Genomic DNA, 16,992 nt, shown 5'->3' with positions numbered 1-16,992 from the left:
AGTGCGTTCGGATTTGATTGAATCAAATCCTGCACTCTAGAATCTTGTATTATCGTGATTTCCGAGTCGCGAAATGTATCCATTTCACTCGAAATCACTCTAGTCGAAACTGATGCGCTCGCCGCCGCGTTCCAGCACCATGTCTTCGCGATTGACCTCGAAATCGCGTGCATCATGGCGTTCGCGCAGCTGGCTTTCCGGCCCGCCGAAGGTGCGATTGACCATGATCCCGCGCTGCACCGCTTCGCGTGCAAGCATCGTTTCCACATATCGGCCGAGGTTCTTGTACTCGTGTACCGAAAGGAAGGTCTGTGCGTCATAGGCGCTGCGCATCATGTTGCCGTACCAGGGGAAGATCGCCATGTCTGCGATCGTGTATTCGTCGCCGATTATGAACTCGCGGTCCGCCAGCACTGTGTCGAGCAGGTGCATCTGGCGCTTGGTTTCCATCGCGTAGCGATCGATCGCATATTCGATCTTGAACGGGGCATAGGCGTAGAAATGGCCGAAGCCGCCGCCGACAAAGGGTGCGCTGCCCATCTGCCACATCAGCCAGTTGAAGGTTTCCGCCCGCTTGTGGGTTTCGGTCGGCAGGAAGGCCCCGAACTTTTCGGCCAGATAGACCATCATCGAACCCGATTCGAACAGCCGCACGGGCGGGTCGATCGAACGGTCCACCATCGCCGGTATCTTGGAATTGGGATTGATTTCGACGAAGTCGCTGCCGAACTGATCGCCCGCGCCGATATCGATCATCCAGGCGTCATACTCGGCATCCTGGTGGCCTGCCGCGAGCAGTTCCTCCAGCAGGATCGTGACTTTGACACCGTTCGGGGTACCCAGCGAATAGAGCTGATGAGGATGCTTGCCGACCGGCAGTTCCCGCTCGAACTGCGCCCCTGAGGTTGGCCGATTGATATTGGCGAATCTACCCCCGCTCTGCGTCTCGGGGTTCCAAATCTCGGGCGGAACATAGCCGGTTGGCAGGTTCATGCTCGGATCGCTTTCGGCCATACTCAAATCTCCAATTTTCTCGGTTCGCGATACTGTTCGGACAAGATGGGTAGGAGGTTGCACGCCTCAAGCAAGAAATTCCATCTGGTAAGATCGCGAAAGAATGTTATACAACATAACAATCGATATGAGATTCGCGAGGAAATGCCATGAGTGAACGTGCTGAAGAAGATACTGTCGCCTTTGAAGTGAAGGACGGGGTTGCCTGGGTGAAGTTCAACCGCCCGGAAAAACGCAATTGCATGAGCCCCAAGCTCAATCGCCAGATGCTGCGGGTGCTCGAAAGCCTCGAATTCCGCGACGATGTTAAGGTGCTGGTGCTGACCGGCGAAGGCGATGCCTGGTCGGCAGGCATGGACCTCAAGGAATATTTCCGCGAAACTGAAGAACAGGGACTGTGGTCAATCCGCAAGTCCCAACGCGAAGCCTATGGCTGGTGGGAACGCCTGCGCTGGTACGAGAAACCGACCGTGGCGATGATCAACGGCTGGTGCTTCGGCGGCGGCTATGGGCCGCTGTTCGCCTGCGACATCGCGATTGCCAGCGAAGATGCTCAATTCGGCCTGTCCGAGATAAACTGGGGCATTCTGCCCGGTGGTGGCGCTTCAAAGGTTGCGGTCGATCTGATGCCGCTACGCAAGGCCATGTACCATGCGATGATGGGCGAAAACCTGACCGGCAAGCAGGCTGAGGAACAGGGGCTGGTGACCGAGGCCGTCCCTGCTGAAAAGCTGCTTGAGCGCGTGACGGAGATCGCCAACGAGCTCAAGAAGAAGGATGGCCATTCGCTGCGAGCAACCAAATGGGCGGTCCGGCGGATGACCGAGATGACCTATGACAATGCCGAGGACTATCTGATCCGCGCCCAGGAAGCGCTGCACAATTTCGGCGGTGTGGCCACTCGCAAGGAGGCGACCCGCCAGTTCCTTGACGAAAAGAGCTACAAGCCCGGCCTGGGTGCCTTCGATACGTCGAAGATCAAGGCCTGACGCACGGGCCTGGGGGAGCGACAGATGCGGTTCGATCCGATCGCGAGTTATGCGAAGTCGGTGCCCGGCAATCCGGCCGTCGTCGATATGGGCGATGGCCGTAGCTGGACATATCGCGAGCTTGACGCGGCAATAGACCGGCTGGCTGCCTGGCTGGTGGCCGAACTCGGCCCGAACAGCGGGGCGCGGACGGTTACGCTGTCGAAGAACTGCGCGGAAATGGTTATCCTGCAATATGCCGCTGTGCGTGCAGGCAGCATTTTCGTGCCGTTCAACTGGCGCCTCGCATCTGCAGAGATCGAGGCTCTCGCAGCCGATGCCGAGCCGGCCATCGCATTCGTGCAGGATGGCTTTGCGGCTCCTCCCTCTGCCAGGCGAAGCATCCCCATCGCCGATATGCTGGACCTCGGATCGGCCGGGTCATCCCCGCCTGCCGAGGCCCGGCGGCCGTTCGAGGACGTGTCCTGCCTGCTCTATACTTCCGGCACCAGCGGGCGGCCCAAGGGCGTGATGCTGTCCGAACGCAATGCCTTCTGGGGTGCAACGGGATTCATTCTTGGCAATGAAGTGTCGATGCATTCGCGCTTCCTGTGCGACATGCCCCTGTTCCACACTGCCGGGCTCCATGCCGCATGCCGGGCGCCGATCCAGGCCGGGGCCTGCGTCTATATCACCCCGGGTTTCGACCCCGTGCTGACGCTTGAACGCCTGTCTGACCCGGAACTGGGCATCACGCATTATTTCTCGGTCCCGCAGATGGCGGCGACCTTGTGGAACCAGCCCAGCTTCGATGCGGAAAAGCTGCGCAACATCAAAGTCTGGGCGATCGGCGGCGCGCCCAATCCCAAGGCGCAGAGCGAACGCTATGCCGGGGCGGGGATCCGGATCGGAGAAGGCTTCGGCATGTCGGAAACCGGATCGAATTTCGGAATGCCGACCAGTCGCCTTGATGTCCTGCTTGCCAAGGCCGGGTCATGCGGTCTGCCGTGGGTGACTATCGAACCGAAGATCGTCGACGATGACGGAAATGAAGTGCCCGCGGGCGAAACCGGGGAACTGTGGTTGCGCGGCCCCAGCGTGGCGCAGGGTTACTGGAACCAGCCGGAACTCACTGCCAAGGCCTTCCGTGACGGCTGGTTCCTGACCGGCGATGCGGCAATGATGGATGAAGACGGGTTCTTCTACATTATGGACCGCAAGAAGGACATGTACATCTCGGGCGGCGAGAACGTCTATCCGGCCGAGGTGGAGGCCGCATTGGCGGAGTTGCCCGAAGTGGGCGAAGCGGCGATCGTCGGCGTGCCTGACGAACGCTGGGGCGAAGTGGGCCGTGCCTATGTCATCCCAGTGCCGGGACGTGAAATTACCGCCGAGCAGGTGATCGCCCATTGCGCCGCGCGCCTTGCCAAGTTCAAGGTGCCCAAGACGGCCGTGATTACCGACGAGATTCCACGCACCGCCAGCGGCAAGGTGCAGAAGCACCTGCTGCTGGAACGGGCGAAAGGGGAGCTCGCGTTAGGCTGAGGCTGCCGGGCGTCTCATTTCCTCATCGCCGTCGCGTTCAGGCACCAGCATGAACAGGACGAGCGACGCAATTGAACCGGTCGCCATGATGCAGGATACGGTCAGAAGTTCATCATTGCCGAGCCAGGTGAAAAGCGCGCCGGCAATGAGCGGGCTACCCGCAGCGCCGAACCGTCCCACACCGAGGACGAAGCCCGTGCCGGTCGCGCGCGCATAGGCCGGAAATCCCCGCGCAAATGCAGCATAATATCCGCTGATCGCGGCATTGGTGAAGAAGCCGGTGAGGATCGTGGCCCACTGCCAGCCTGACAGCGTCTCGCGGCCGAGCCCGAATGCGCCCACCATCACCGCACCGATCAGCAGCATGAGCGCCGTCGGCCATCGAATGCCGAAGCGCGCCATGATCATGCCGAACAGGAAGCTGCCGAGGAACCCGCCGACATTGGCCCAGGTCAGCACGGTCGCTGCTTCTGAAGGCGGATAGCCGGGTGGATAGTCGGCAACAATCTGCACCGCGAACTTCAGGATGTAGTAAAAGGTGACGGTGTGAAACATATAGCCGAAGGCGAGCAGCAGTGTAACAGGCCGTAGTTTCGGATTTGACAGGATGTCCATGACCTTGGGCTTTTCCGTGTCGTCTGCCCGCACGGGGAGAGCCTCAAGCGCGGATTTGCCGAAGGCGTGCAAGGTGCGGTTTACGCCCGCCAGATTGCCCTTGGTGGAATGGAAGGCTGCGGTTTCCGGTACCAGCAAGATTACCAGCGGGATCATCGCGACTGTAACGATCGCGCCGAACAGAAACACTGCTCGCCACCCATAGTCGGGAAGCAGCCATTCCGAAGCGGCGATACCTCCGATGATCGCTCCGAGCGGGTAGCCTGCAACATAGGCGGCAATCGCGGTCCGTCGCAGTTTCAGATTGGTGCTTTCTGCGGTTACCGCATTGGTTGCGGCCAGCATGCCGCCAATTCCGACACCGGTCACAAAGCGGTATCCCACCATCGGGGGCACTGCCTGGGCAGAACTGGCAAGATACATGCCCAGCGCCATGAACAATAGGCACACCAACATGGTGACTTTGCGACCGATCTTGTCCGCCGCGCCGCCCAGCAGGACTGATCCGAATCCCATGCCGACCAGCTCCGCCGAAAGCACGACGCCAAGCTCGGAGCGTGGAATGCTCCATTCCTTGGTGATACCCGGCGCGGCAAAAGCGCTCGAGAGCACGTCGAAGCCGTCGAGTGCGTTCAGTACAACCATCAGGATTACGACGGCATATTGCCGCCAGTTCATCGCGTTTTCGTCAATCACCACGCGTGGATCGTTCGCATCCATCCGGTGTCTCTCCCCAAAATATTAGAATGCTATTCGTGGATTCGCGTCAGCAGTTCGATCAACTGAGCAACTTCCTTTTCCGTGAAGCGCGATTTGAGCCAGGATTCATGATCGCGGATCGCCTCCTTTGCGGTGGCAAGCATCTTGCGTCCACCTGCAGTCAGTTTGAGCGCTTGCTTGCGCCTGTCCCCGACCACGGTCTTGCGTGTCAGATAGCCGCGTCCGTCCAGCCTGTTGACGATCGCCATGGTCGTGGCTCGATCCATCCGCATGAGCTTTGCCAACCCGGTCTGCGATATGTTGGGATGGTCATCGATCAGCCAGAGTGCGGAAACCTGTTTCTGCGTCAGTTCAAGATGCGCGAAGGTTTCCATGAAGTGGCGATAGGCAGCTCCGTGGGCAAGCCGGATATGGAATCCCACGATATCGGCGATCTCGCCAATATCGTCGTCTCCCTCCTCATGGGGGGTCGTTGCCGTCAATGTCTCCTGGAGTCTTGCCTTCATGGTACCTCAGTGTAATTGTTAGCCTTACATACAATCAAGTCGAGAGGGTAGAAAAATGGCGCATTTCCCGGATTCTCCCAATTTCACGGGATTCAACACCCCGAGCCGGGTTGAAGCCGACATTTCGGATTTGGCGCACGAAGGTGAAATACCGGCCGAACTCGATGGAGCCTTTTACCGGGTTCAGCCCGATCCGCAATTCCCGCCCATGCTGGGTGACGATATCGCCTTCAACGGGGACGGGATGATTTCCCGCTTCCACATCCATGACGGGCAATGCGATTTCCGCCAGCGCTGGGCCCAGACCGACAAGTGGAAGGCCGAGCGCGAAGCCGGGCGGGGCCTGTTCGGCTTGTATCGCAACCCCCTGACCGACGATCCCAGCGTGAAGGGCATGATCCGCTCGACCGCCAACACCAATGCCTGGATCTACGCGGGCAAGCTGTGGGCGATGAAGGAGGACTCGCCAGCGCTGACGATGGACCCGGTGACGATGGAGACCGAGGCATTCGAGACCTGGGACGGAGCGATGAAGAGTCAGACCTTCACCGCCCATCCGAAGATTGATCCCAACACCGGCAATATGGTCGCCATCGGCTATGCGGCGAGCGGGCTGTGCACCGATGACGTGTCCTACATGGAAGTATCGCCCGAGGGCGAACTGGTGCGCGAGAAGTGGTTCAAGGTTCCCTATTACTGCATGATGCACGACTTCGCGATTACCGAGGATTACCTCGTGCTCCATATCGTGCCGTCGATCGGCAATTGGGAGCGACTTGAACAGAAGAAGCCGCATTTCGGCTTCGACACGACCATGCCGGTCTATCTCGGGATCATTCCGCGCAAGGACGATCTGAAGGATGAGGATATTCGCTGGTTCAAGCGCGGCAATTGCTTCGCCAGCCACGTGTTCAATGCTTTCCAGGAAGGTACGAAAGTCCATTTCGATACTCCCGAGGCAGAGAACAACATGTTCCCCTTCTTCCCGGATGTTCATGGTGCCGAATTCGATCCGATGGCCGCGGCAAGCCGCCCAACCCGATGGACGGTGGACCTGGCCTCCAATTCCGATGAGTTCGAGAGTGTCGAGCGACTATCGGAAAGCGTAGGCGAGTTTCCGCGCATCGATGACCGCTTTGCCGGCTTGCCCTATCGCTATGGCTGGATGCTGGAAATCGATCCGGCCAAGCCGGTCGATTCCGAAGTCAGGAGCATTTCCGGCATGCTGCTTAACAGCCTGTGCCTGTTGGACTTCCAGACCGGCAAGGAACAACATTGGTGGTGCGGCTCCTCCAGCACTTTGCAGGAACCCTGCTTCATCCCGCGAAGCAAGGATGCGCCCGAAGGCGATGGCTGGATTGTGATGGTTTGCAACCGGCTGAACAGCCACACCAGCGACCTGCTGATCTTCGACGCGCTCGATATCGAGAAGGGTCCGGTGGCGACCGTCCATGTGCCGATCCGCCTGCGCTTCGGCCTGCATGGCAATTTCGCGCGCAGCGAGGATATCGGGTTGAAGGTATTGGAGGTCGCTTGATGCAGCCTCCCGCACCTCCAGGCCTCGAGTTCGTCTATGAAGCGGGCGGCGACCTGGAGCCTCCGCGTGAAATCGGCGCAACCCATGATGGCGCGCGGCGCATAATCCCGATTCTTCAGGGCGGCTATGTAAAGGGGCCGAAGATCAACGGCAGGCTGATGGGCAATTCGGCCGATTGGCAGCTCACCCGGCACGATGGCGTGACGGTGGCCGATGCGATCTATGCGATCGAGACCGATGATGGCACGCTGATCCAGATCCGCAACAAGGGTCTGCGCCACGGCCCACCCGAAGTGATGGAACGGCTGAAGAATGGCGAAGAAGTCGACCCGTCCGAATATTACTTCCGTACTGTGCCAGAGTTCATCGCGCCCGAAGGCAAATATGACTGGATGAACAAGTCGATCTTCATCTGTTCGGGCGCGCGCTTTGCCAGCGGGATCAAGCTCTGGGTGTGGCGCGTAACCTGATCAGTCGAGGACCAGCTCGACCAAAGTCGGGCCGCTTTCGGCAAAGCTCCAATGCAGCGTTTCGTCGAGCGACCCCGTCTGGCTCACGCGCCGAGCTGGCACGCCCATGCTTTCCGCCAGTTTGACGAAATCGATCCCCGGAATGTCCGTGCCCGGCACGTGATTCATCCCGAAGATCTGCGCGAAATGATCGAGCGCGGCATATTTGCGGTTGTTGAGGATCAGGAAGCTGACATTGGCGCTTTGCTCCGCAGCGCTCCAAAGGCTCTGGATGCTGTACATGGAAGACCCGTCGCCGATGAGCGCGATGACCTTGCGCTCGGGCAGGCCGCGCGCAATGCCTACCGCTGCTGGCATGGTGTAGCCGATGCCGCCGCTGGCCGTGGTGAAGAATCCCTGCTCGGTGGTGACGGGCAAGTGGTCATGCATCGCACCGCGGGCGGTTGGCGCTTCCTCGGCCAGGATAGAGCCAGCCGAGCGCAATTCGGCAATTCGATGCAGCACATAGGCGTCGCTCATCGCAGGCTCCGGCGCGGCGGCACGCGGGCTCGCGTCGCGCGCGGGTTTCGCGGCAACGCTCAGTGCAAGGGCGTGTAAGCCCGCGGCAACGTCGCCAAGCACGCCAATCCCTCCGGGCTGGAATGAATGATGCTGTGGATCGTCGCTGAGCAGGCCCAGCTTGGTGCCCGGCGCAATGTGGGGGCCGTGCCCTTCGGCATGATAGGAAAAGGCCTGCGCGCCCGCGACCAGAACGGTGTCATAGGGTGACAGAAGGCGCACAATCTCTTCGCGGAAGGCGGGCAGAAAGCCGGCAAAGCGCGGATGATCTTCCGGGAATGTCTCGCGCGAGGATAGCGGCGAACACCAGACGTCGGCCTGGCAGCGCTCAACCAGCGCAATCGCGGCATCCCAGCCGCCCGAGCGCGCTACGCCCGCACCCAGCACCAGTGCGGGGCGCTCCGCCGCATCCAGCATCGCAGCAAGCTGTGCGATCCCGTCTGCGGGCGGCTGCGCCACCAACGCGAGCTGCGGCATTTCCGGCATTTCGCATTCACGGTCCCAATCGTCGACGGGAACCGATACGAAGCACGGCCCCATCGGCGGGGTCATGGCAATATGGAACGCCCGGGCCAGCGCGAGCGGCACGTCTTCGGCGCGGGCAGGCTCGCAGGCCCATTTGACGAAGGGGCGCGGAAACTCTGTCGGCCTTTCTGCCCCCAGGAAGGGATCGAAGGGCAGGATCGAGCGCGCCTGCTGGCCTGCCGTCACGACAATCGGCGTGTTGTTGCGATAGGCGGTGTAGAGATTGCCCAGCGCATTGCCGGTGCCTGCCGAGCTATGCAGATTGACCAGCGAGGGTCTGCGCGTCGCCTGGGCATAGCCGTCCGCCATTCCCAGCACGACCGCTTCATTCAGACCCAGCACATAGGGAATGTCGTCAGGCATGCCTTGCAGCATCGGCAGCTCGGTCGAACCCGGATTGCCGAACAGCGCATCGACGCCGAAATGGCGGAAGACGGCGAAGCTTGCTTCACGAACACTTGTCATCCTGCAGCCCTTTCCAGCAGGGTTTCTTCGTCGCGCTGCGACCGCCTGGCGATGACCAGCAGCATTATGACAATCGGAATGGCTGCGGCGTTTACGGATAGCATGGCGGCGCGCAGGTCCCCGGTCGCGTCTGAAATCATGCCTACCATATAGGGGCCGATGCCCAAGCCAAGTATTGTCATGGCCAGCAGGTAAACGCTCGCCGTAATCGCGCGCATACGCGGCAGAACCTGCTCATACAGGATCGCGTAGAGCGGGGGCAGCCAGCCAGTCAGCACCAGGCTGTATGCCACGAAGCGCAGGTAGAAATCGCCCGCGCTAGGCGCGAAATAGACCCAGAAGGACATGATCGGGGAAAGGCCCATTGCGAACAACGCCACCCAGGCCCTGCCTGAAGAGGGGAACTTCACGTGGAGCTTGTCGGAAAGCGGGCCCCAAATCATCGGTCCGCCGATCCCCATGGCTGCCGCGAGCATCCCGAACTGGAGCGCAGCGTCGCGCATCGACAGGTCATAGGTGCCGATCAGGAAGCTGGGATTGAAGGCCATCATCCCGTAGTTGATGATCGATTGCAGCGTGCCGATGGCCATGCACATGATCAGCGTCGGCGAACGCGTGATGACACGAAAGGCTTGCGCATCGGCCAGCCGCATATTCTGTAGCAGGTTGACCATCACGAACAGGCCGAAGCCGATCACGGTCCATTGCAGGGCATGAGGGTCTATCGAAATGACACCGAGTTCGATTGCGGGGCGGGGCGATGCGGTGCTGGTGGCCCACCAGAGCGAAACCATGGCGAACGCGATCCCCGCCAGCCATGCGAAATTGTTGCGCCATGCCTGCGATGGTGCATTCAGCCGCCGCAGACTGACCCAATTGCCCATGGGCAGGACCGAAACGAGCACAAGCGTTCCCGCCCTGAATGGATGGGGATCGGGCGGCGTCTCGATCCCGTCCATCACTCCGCGCTCCGGTTCGCGCATGAACCACAGCAAGGGTGCCAGCACGAGGCCGGGTGCCGAGGCGACGAGGAAGGCGAACTGCCATCCGGCCAGCCCCAAGGGCTCGCTGCCCGCTTCAAAGCGATGCGTCCACCAATCGGCCGCAAGCCCGCCCAGCACCAGCGATCCACCCAGCCCCAGCGCAATGGCGGAAGCGATCACAGACATCACGAAGCCGCGGCGATGCTTTGGCCAGTAATCGTAAACCAGCGATGTGCCCGCCGGTTGCGAGGCCGCTTCACCGATCCCGACGCCCAGTCTCGAGAGTGCGAGCAGGGCGAAACTCGATGCCATCCCGGCAAGCGCCGTCGCCACGGACCAGGTGAGGATGCACAGAGCCAACAATTTGGTGCGGATCCAGCCATCGGCCACGCGCCCGAGCGGGAGCGAGAACAACGCATAGAACAGTGCGAAAACAGTGCCATAGAGCAGGCCCATCTCCGCGTCTCCGATATGGAGATCGGCCTTGATGGCCGGAGCAAGGATCGCGAGAATCTGCCGGTCGAGCAGGCTCAGTGCCTGCGTGAGCGCAACCAGCGTCAGCGCATATCCTGCGCCTTTCAGCGGAACCCTCGGCAGCGCGTCACCACTCACAATTTGAACCACCTTTCGGCGTTGGTTTGGAAGAACTTCTTCTTCTGCGCATCGGTGATGTCGAGATTGTCCATCGCACGAACCTCGTCCGCCACATATTCATAGGGATAGTCCATCGCATACATCACGCGGTCTTCGCCCATCACCTCGATCATCAGCTTGATTGCAGGCTCGAACGGCAAGCCGCTGCAGGTGCCGAGGAAATTGTTGCGCATATAGTGGAACAGGTCGTGCTTGAGTGGCTTGAGGCGCTCGTAGCGGCCTGATCTTATGCCGGCCTTGTGCATGAAATCGGTGCGATAAAGCCAATAGGGCAGCGCCTCGCAGCCATGCCCGGCCATGATCTGCAGATCTGGATAGCGGTCGAAAATGCCGGTCGTGACCAGTCGCAACAGGTGATAGCTGGTCTCGACCGCGAAGCCGAACACGGCACCGTCCAGCCCGGCGTCGATCATTCCACCCATCATCTCGTCAGGCAGGGTGGCCGGATGGATGTAGAGCGGCTGGCCGGTATCGGCGAGCGCGCGGAAAATGGGGTCGAATTGGGGCTCGTCCAGATAATGCCCCTGCGTGTGGCTGTTGATCTGGACGCCCTTGAAACCAAGCTCCTCTGCGCCGCGCCGGATTTCCTGCGCCGACCATTGCGGATCCTGCGGCGCAACTGCCGTCATTCCGATATAGCGATCGGGGTGAGCCTGGCAGGCATCGGCCAGATAGTCATTGGCGCGGCTGGCAATACCCTTGGCCTCTTCGGTGTCGAGCATGGGCTGCACACCCGGACTGGTCATAGCCAGGATTGCCTTGTCGATCCCCGTTTCGTCCATGTGTCGGATGCGCTGATCGCCAAGGTCGAGCAGGCGGTCCATGATCTGCGTCGTGCGTTCGGAGGGGCTCTGCGCGTAAAATCCCCATAGCGAGACCATACCCTTGTCCGCGGTGCCATCGTGCACCATGCGCAGGAACACATCGACCTGCTCGCGCGTGGCGAAGGCTTCCTCCGTCGCGATCCGCAAATATCCGCGATCGCCGCCAGTCTTGAGTTCGTGTGTCATCGCATTACCCTTCGTGAACTGCCTTGGTGACCATGCAGGCGAGTATGCCTTCGGGCCCGTCTTCCGAGCCGTGGCCGGACCATTTGACTCCGCCGAACGGGCTGTCCGCTCCGCCGATCATGTGGCTGTTGATGCCCAGCATCCCCGTTTCGATCTCGTCGGCCAGCCGCCGCTGGCGCTTGACGTCGTTGGTCCAGGCATAGGCGGCGAGGCCATAGGGAAGGCGGTTCGCCTCGGCCACCATCGCCTCTTCATCCTTGTAGGGATTGATCAGCGCGACCGGGCCGAACGGTTCTTCGTTCATGATTTCCGCATCGAGAGGGATCTCGGAGAGTACGGAGGGCGCATAGAAGAAGCCCTGATTGCCGATCCTCTCTCCGCCTGCGTCGAGCCTGGCGCCGGATTCCTTCGCATTGCCGATCAGCCGTTCCATCGCGTCCGGGCGGCGCGGATTGGCCATCGGCCCCATCTGCGTGCCGTCTTCCAGTCCGTTGCCGACTTTCCAGGCCTTCGCGCGCTGAGCGAAGCCATCGCGGAACTTCTCGAACACATTCTCCTGCACGATAAACCGCGTCGGGCTGACACAAACCTGGCCGGCATTGCGATATTTGCCCGCTACCGCTGTATCGAGCACCTGGTCGACATCGACATCGTCGAACACCAGCACCGGGCCATGCCCACCCAGTTCCATCGTGGTGCGCAGCATGTTGTCGGCGGCGAGCTTCAGCAAATGCTTGCCCACCACGGTCGATCCAGTGAAGCTCAGCTTGCGGATCACAGGGCTGGCGAGCAGGTGGCGGCTCACCTCGTCGGGAACGCCGAATACAGCCTGCGCAACCTCTTTCGGCAGTCCTGCGTCGAGCAGGCATTGCAGCACGCCCAGCGCCGAGGCAGGCGTTTCCTCTGCACTCTTGAGGATGACCGAACAGCCTGCTGCGATTGGCGCGCCGAGTTTGCGGCCGACATTGCCGATCGGGAAGTTCCAGGGGCTGAAGGCGGCGACGGGGCCGGCCGGCTCATGCCGCACGGTTGAGCGCTGGCCGGTTGGGCGCACCAGCTCGCGGCCATAGATGCGGAACACCTCGCCCGCGTAGAAATTGAACAGCCCGACATTCATCAGCACTTCGATCCGGCTTTCGGCCAGCGGCTTGCCTTCCTCCATCGTCGCGATGCGGGCGAGGTCTTCCTGCCGCTCCATCAGCAGCCGGGCCGCACCCTGAAGCACGGCGGCGCGCTGCTGGGGCGTGCTCTTGCGCCAGATACGGAATCCTTCCGCAGCAGTTTCCAATGCGCGATCGAGGTCTGCAGCATCGGCCAGCGGAAGCGCGCCGATGGTCTCGCCAGTGGCCGGATTGACAACGTCGAAAGTGCGTCGGCTTCCGCCGGAGACTTTCTCGCCTGCGATAATCATATGGAGCGATGGGTAGTCGGTCATAACTGTCTTTCTGTTTGCTGTTTAGCGGCCAAGCGCTTCGAGCCGTGCCACTTCGGCGCGATAGGGCTTCATGGCGCGGAACATCAGGAAGCAGGCGAGCGGCAGGATGATACTCGCGGTGATCACCAATGCTTCCTGCAATTTAGCCGGATCGCCAACCACATATTGCGAAACGAGCCCGATCACGAAACTGCCCATCGCGCCGAAGAATGTGAACATGAACAGGTAGAACGCCGTCACCTGCCCGCGCATCGAGTTGGGCGCAACACGCTGGATTGCGGCGTTTTGCGGTACGGCCCCCGCTAGCCCGAACATGCCTGCAAATCCGAAGGCAATCATCGAGGTCCACCCTGTCGGGGCGAGCAGCGCGGTGAGCGTGCTGACCGTCGTACCGCAGAAGAAGATAAAGGCGGCGCGGACGTTGGCATCCTTGTGCCTCTTCGCGAGCCATTCGACGAGCGTACCGCCGAGGACAAGCCCGGCCAGCGAACCGATCAGGACCGTGATCGCGATTGCGGAACCGATTTCCGCTTCGTCCCAGCCGAATGTGCGGATCATGAACGGTATGCGCCAGAAAGCGAGGCCGAAGCTCTCCGTAGCGCTCAGGGCCAGCGCAGCGAAAAGGGGGTAATAGACCTTGCCGCTGGCGTGGATCGCCCGGGCCGCATCGAAGCCCATGAAGGTTATGACCTTTCGGCCGAAACTTGCATTCTCGGGCGGCTGCTCCACGTCTGCGACGGGCGCCATGCGTTGCGGCTCCCTGACCGTGAGGAACAAGAGCGAAGCCACGAAGGCAGGTAGGGCAATCCAGATCAGAATCCATTGCCACGGCAGGATGCGCAGTCCGGCAATGTAGCTCGGTTCCCATGCAGCGGTCATGATGATCAGATGTCCACCAACCAGCGGCCCCAGCGTGGTGCCGCCGATGAATCCGAACTGCAGCAAGGCAAAGGCGCGGGTGATGATCTTGGGCGGGAAGGCGTCGGCAATCAGCGAATAGGAGCTGGGCGCATGGGCCGAACCGCCAGCGGCCAGAAAGACGCGGCTGCCCACGAACTGGATGAAGGTCTGCGCGATGCCGCCCAATGCGGTGACGAGGCCAACCACGGCGACGCCGCCCGACAGGACATATTTCCGCGGCCAGATGTCGGCCAGCCGGGCGAGCGGGATGCCTACGAAGAGATAGCAGATGATGCTCGCCGGGCCTGCGAGAAAGCCAAGCTGCGCATCGGTGAGGCCAAAGTCGGCCTTGATCCGCTCGGCCAACATGCCGAACACCACCTGGTCGAAAAAAGTGACGAATGTGGCGAAGATAATCACGAACAGCGCCCAATAGCGCGCCGGGGCGGATGGCCATTGCTTCTCGGGCGCGTCGGCCTGTTGCAGGCCTAGATCCTTCCCCGCCTCCTCGGCCGGCGCCGCGCTGGGCCCTATCGCCATAGTGTGTTCCCTCTCCCTCGATCCGCCAGATTTCCCGGTCAGAATTGTTGGTGTTGCATACAATCGGCTATTGGTGAATAGTCAAGCATAACAATTGTGAGCATTGAGGCCCGGTTGACCGGCCTTGCACGAAACGGGAGAGAGAAATGCAGGATCTGGCCGGCAAGACGGCATTCATTACCGGTGGGGCCAGCGGTATCGGCCTGGGCATAGCCAAGGCCGCCCTTGGATATGGGATGAATGTGGTTATCGCCGACATTCGTGACGATCACCTAGCTGAAGGCGAGGCGGAACTTGGCGGGGGCGACAGGGTTCTCGCGCTCAAGCTCGATGTCACCGATCGCGAGGCCTATGCCAGAGCCGCCGACGCGGCAGAGGCGAAATTCGGCAAGCTTCACCTGCTGGTCAACAATGCGGGCGTGGCTGTGGTCGGGCCGACCGAGCTCGCGACCTTCCAGGATTGGGACTGGGTCATGAATGTCAATCTGGGCGGCGTGATCAATGGCGTGGTCACGGTCCTGCCGCGGATTCTCGCGCATGGGGAAGGCGGACATATCGTCAACACGTCCTCCATGTCGGGCATGGTGCCGGTCGGGGGCACCACGATCTACTCGACCGCCAAGGCGGCGGTGCTGACCATGATGGAATGCATGCGGCCGGAACTGGAAGCACGCGGCGTTATCTGTTCCGCCTTTTGTCCCGGCGCGGTCCAGTCCAACATTGCGCAGGCCAGTGAAACCCGGCCCGACGAATTGGCCGAATCTGGTTATGCGGAGGCAGACAAGCGGCGCCAGTCGGGCGGCGACCACTTCCACCTCTATATGACCAAGGAGGAGGTGGGCGAACGCGTTCTGGAAGGCGTATTGAATGACGAGCTCTACATCCTGACTCACGCCGAGTTCCTCGACGGGGTGAGCGACCGGGCCAAGGCGATGGTGGCTTCAGTCCCGGCCAAGCGACCGCAGAACGAGGGATACAAGCAGACCTTTGCCATGCTGTTCAATTCGCCGATCTGGGCCGACGAGATCGCGCGGCAAGAGAAGCTCAAGGCATGAAGTCGCTCATTGCAGGCGCACTCGCAGTGATGGCCTTTGTTTTTGGAGGCACATCGCCGGCCTATGCGGAACAGCCCGCTTATGCCGAGGACCGGGCCGCGATCGAGGAACTGATGGCGCGCTATCTCTTCGCCATGGATTGGAACGATTTCGATAGCTATGCCGAGACCTTCACCGAAGATGGCGAGCTTGTTTTCGCGACAGGAGCAGCGAAAGGACGCCAGGCAATCCGCGACATGGCGCGCAAGTTCAAGCAGCGGCTTGGAGAAATCTATCGCGATGAGGATGGCAACCCCGCTGTCCTGCGCCACGTCCTCGGCCACACTTCCATCCGTGTCGAAGGCGACCGGGCGTGGTCGCGCGGCTTCTGGTACGAAATGGGCAATACGGGACCTGGCAAGACGCCAGAAATCGGCTCGTTCGGTACTTACGCAGACGAGCTGGTGCGGATCGACGGGCGCTGGTTCTTCACGAAGCGCGAAGTCTTCAACGAGTTTCTCGAAGGCAGGGGAACGAGAGCGGAGAACCCTGTGCGCCGGATGGATGCGCAAGCCGATGAAATGGCCAATGGAGAGGTGGAATGATCGATTTCAAGGGGCGTACGGCCTTTGTAACGGGCGGAGCCAACGGTGTGGGCATCGGGCTGGTGCGCGCGCTTCTGCAGGAAGGAGCGAAAGTCTGCATCGCCGATATTCGCGAGGATCACATCGAACGCGCGCTCTCGACGCTCGACAATCGTGAAGTCATGGGCGTTCAGGTCGATGTTTCCAGCCGGGACGGCATGGCTGCAGCGCGCGATGAGGTTGAAGCGAAATTCGGCCCCGTCACGCTGCTGTTCAACAACGCCGGGGTGAACCTGTTCCAGACGATCGAGGACAGTTCCTATTCCGATTGGGACTGGCTGATGGGCGTAAACCTGCATGGCCCGATCAACGGCGTGATGACCTTCGTTCCGCGCATGGTCGAACACGGGCAGGGCGGCTATATCGTCAACACGGCAAGCATGGCTGCGTGGCTCGCATCGGGATCTCCCGGCATCTACAACACCACCAAATTCGCCCTGCGTGGAATGAGCGAGAGCCTGCGCTGCAGCCTCGCGCCCAAGGGGATCGGGGTGTCCTGCGTCTGCCCAGGCCTGGTCAAGAGCTACATCTATGCCTCGGACGACATCCGGCCCAGGGAGCTCATGTCCGATGCCAGGCCCGTCGATACGGACAATGTCGAGCGGCTGGCGGGACTGCACCAGGTGGGCATGGAACCCGACGTCATTGCCGAGCGTATCCTGCAGGGAATGCGAGAGAACCAGGCCTATATCTTTCCCATGCCCGACCATAAGGAGGAGCTGGCGGAGTATTTCCAGGAAGTGCTGGGCGATTACCGCGATTATCCGCAGGATCCGGGCTATGATGAGCGGGTCAAAATCGAGGCCATGCGCCGCAAGGGCTATGAAGCGGCCCGCGCGGCAGCAAGGAATGCTATCTGAGGAGACGGA

At 61.0% G+C, this 16,992-nt stretch carries 15 protein-coding genes; 7 read left to right on the top strand and 8 right to left on the bottom strand.

Going from position 1 to position 16,992, the window contains the following annotated elements; all coding sequences use genetic code 11:
- Positions 1-99: 99 nt before the first annotated feature.
- Positions 100-1,014 (bottom strand): glutathione-dependent disulfide-bond oxidoreductase, encoded by a 915-nt coding sequence (gene yghU, locus ACQY6C_RS08830; protein WP_427967709.1) that lies wholly within the window; start codon positions 1,012-1,014, stop codon positions 100-102.
- 149 nt (positions 1,015-1,163) lie between these two features.
- On the opposite strand from yghU, the gene ACQY6C_RS08825 reads away from it, so the two are divergent.
- On the top strand, positions 1,164-2,003 hold the full coding sequence (locus ACQY6C_RS08825; RefSeq protein WP_427967707.1) for a p-hydroxycinnamoyl CoA hydratase/lyase: 840 nt from the start codon (positions 1,164-1,166) through the stop codon (positions 2,001-2,003).
- A 24-nt stretch (positions 2,004-2,027) separates the two neighbouring features.
- The gene (locus tag ACQY6C_RS08820) at positions 2,028-3,527 is read left to right on the top strand and encodes an AMP-binding protein (RefSeq protein WP_427967704.1); all 1,500 of its coding nucleotides are present in this window, start codon (positions 2,028-2,030) and stop codon (positions 3,525-3,527) included.
- Here the strand turns inward: ACQY6C_RS08820 and ACQY6C_RS08815 are convergent.
- Entirely contained in the window at positions 3,519-4,862 is a 1,344-nt protein-coding gene (locus ACQY6C_RS08815; protein WP_427967701.1) for an MFS transporter, read from the bottom strand. The two genes, ACQY6C_RS08820 and ACQY6C_RS08815, sit on opposite strands and share 9 nt — an antisense overlap.
- Before the next feature lie 29 nt (positions 4,863-4,891).
- The gene (locus tag ACQY6C_RS08810; protein WP_427967698.1) at positions 4,892-5,368 is read right to left on the bottom strand and encodes a MarR family winged helix-turn-helix transcriptional regulator; all 477 of its coding nucleotides are present in this window, start codon (positions 5,366-5,368) and stop codon (positions 4,892-4,894) included.
- Between the two features lie 55 nt (positions 5,369-5,423).
- Between ACQY6C_RS08810 and ACQY6C_RS08805 the strand changes: the two genes are divergently transcribed.
- Together ACQY6C_RS08805 and ACQY6C_RS08800 are read left to right on the top strand one after the other, a co-directional pair.
- Positions 5,424-6,905 (top strand): carotenoid oxygenase family protein, encoded by a 1,482-nt coding sequence (locus ACQY6C_RS08805; RefSeq protein WP_427967695.1) that lies wholly within the window; start codon positions 5,424-5,426, stop codon positions 6,903-6,905.
- A complete protein-coding gene (locus ACQY6C_RS08800) occupies positions 6,905-7,375 on the top strand; it encodes a DUF3237 domain-containing protein (protein ID WP_427967692.1) in 471 nt (156 codons plus the stop codon). The genes ACQY6C_RS08805 and ACQY6C_RS08800 overlap by 1 nt, the downstream gene beginning before the upstream one ends.
- Here the strand turns inward: ACQY6C_RS08800 and mdlC are convergent, their stop codons facing one another.
- From mdlC to ACQY6C_RS08775, 5 genes are read right to left on the bottom strand one after another with little or no spacing between them, the layout of a single operon-like run.
- Entirely contained in the window at positions 7,376-8,923 is a 1,548-nt protein-coding gene (gene mdlC / locus ACQY6C_RS08795) for a benzoylformate decarboxylase (protein WP_427967689.1), read from the bottom strand.
- The gene (locus tag ACQY6C_RS08790) at positions 8,920-10,518 is read right to left on the bottom strand and encodes an MFS transporter (RefSeq protein ID WP_427967686.1); all 1,599 of its coding nucleotides are present in this window, start codon (positions 10,516-10,518) and stop codon (positions 8,920-8,922) included. The genes mdlC and ACQY6C_RS08790 overlap by 4 nt, the downstream gene beginning before the upstream one ends.
- Entirely contained in the window at positions 10,515-11,570 is a 1,056-nt protein-coding gene (locus ACQY6C_RS08785; RefSeq protein ID WP_427967683.1) for an amidohydrolase family protein, read from the bottom strand. The genes ACQY6C_RS08790 and ACQY6C_RS08785 overlap by 4 nt, the downstream gene beginning before the upstream one ends.
- Positions 11,571-11,574: 4 nt before the next feature.
- Positions 11,575-13,005, bottom strand: coding sequence for an NAD-dependent succinate-semialdehyde dehydrogenase (locus ACQY6C_RS08780; protein ID WP_427967680.1), 1,431 nt, complete (start codon positions 13,003-13,005; stop codon positions 11,575-11,577).
- 21 nt (positions 13,006-13,026) lie between these two features.
- Entirely contained in the window at positions 13,027-14,445 is a 1,419-nt protein-coding gene (locus tag ACQY6C_RS08775; protein ID WP_427967677.1) for an MFS transporter, read from the bottom strand.
- A 146-nt stretch (positions 14,446-14,591) separates the two neighbouring features.
- On the opposite strand from ACQY6C_RS08775, the gene ACQY6C_RS08770 reads away from it, so the two are divergent.
- From ACQY6C_RS08770 to ACQY6C_RS08760, 3 genes are read left to right on the top strand one after another with little or no spacing between them, the layout of a single operon-like run.
- Positions 14,592-15,500, top strand: a complete 909-nt coding sequence (locus ACQY6C_RS08770) for an SDR family NAD(P)-dependent oxidoreductase (RefSeq protein ID WP_427967674.1) — start codon at positions 14,592-14,594, stop codon at positions 15,498-15,500.
- The gene (locus tag ACQY6C_RS08765; protein ID WP_427967671.1) at positions 15,497-16,084 is read left to right on the top strand and encodes a nuclear transport factor 2 family protein; all 588 of its coding nucleotides are present in this window, start codon (positions 15,497-15,499) and stop codon (positions 16,082-16,084) included. The genes ACQY6C_RS08770 and ACQY6C_RS08765 overlap by 4 nt, the downstream gene beginning before the upstream one ends.
- A complete protein-coding gene (locus tag ACQY6C_RS08760) occupies positions 16,081-16,983 on the top strand; it encodes an SDR family oxidoreductase (protein WP_427967668.1) in 903 nt (300 codons plus the stop codon). The genes ACQY6C_RS08765 and ACQY6C_RS08760 overlap by 4 nt, the downstream gene beginning before the upstream one ends.
- The last annotated feature ends 9 nt before the right edge of the window (positions 16,984-16,992 follow it).

Origin of the sequence: Altererythrobacter sp., assembly GCF_050299635.1 — a bacterium.
Taxonomy (GTDB): domain Bacteria; phylum Pseudomonadota; class Alphaproteobacteria; order Sphingomonadales; family Sphingomonadaceae; genus Erythrobacter.
The sequence above is the reverse complement of the archived record's forward strand: the minus strand, read 5'-3'. Positions and strand labels throughout refer to the sequence as shown.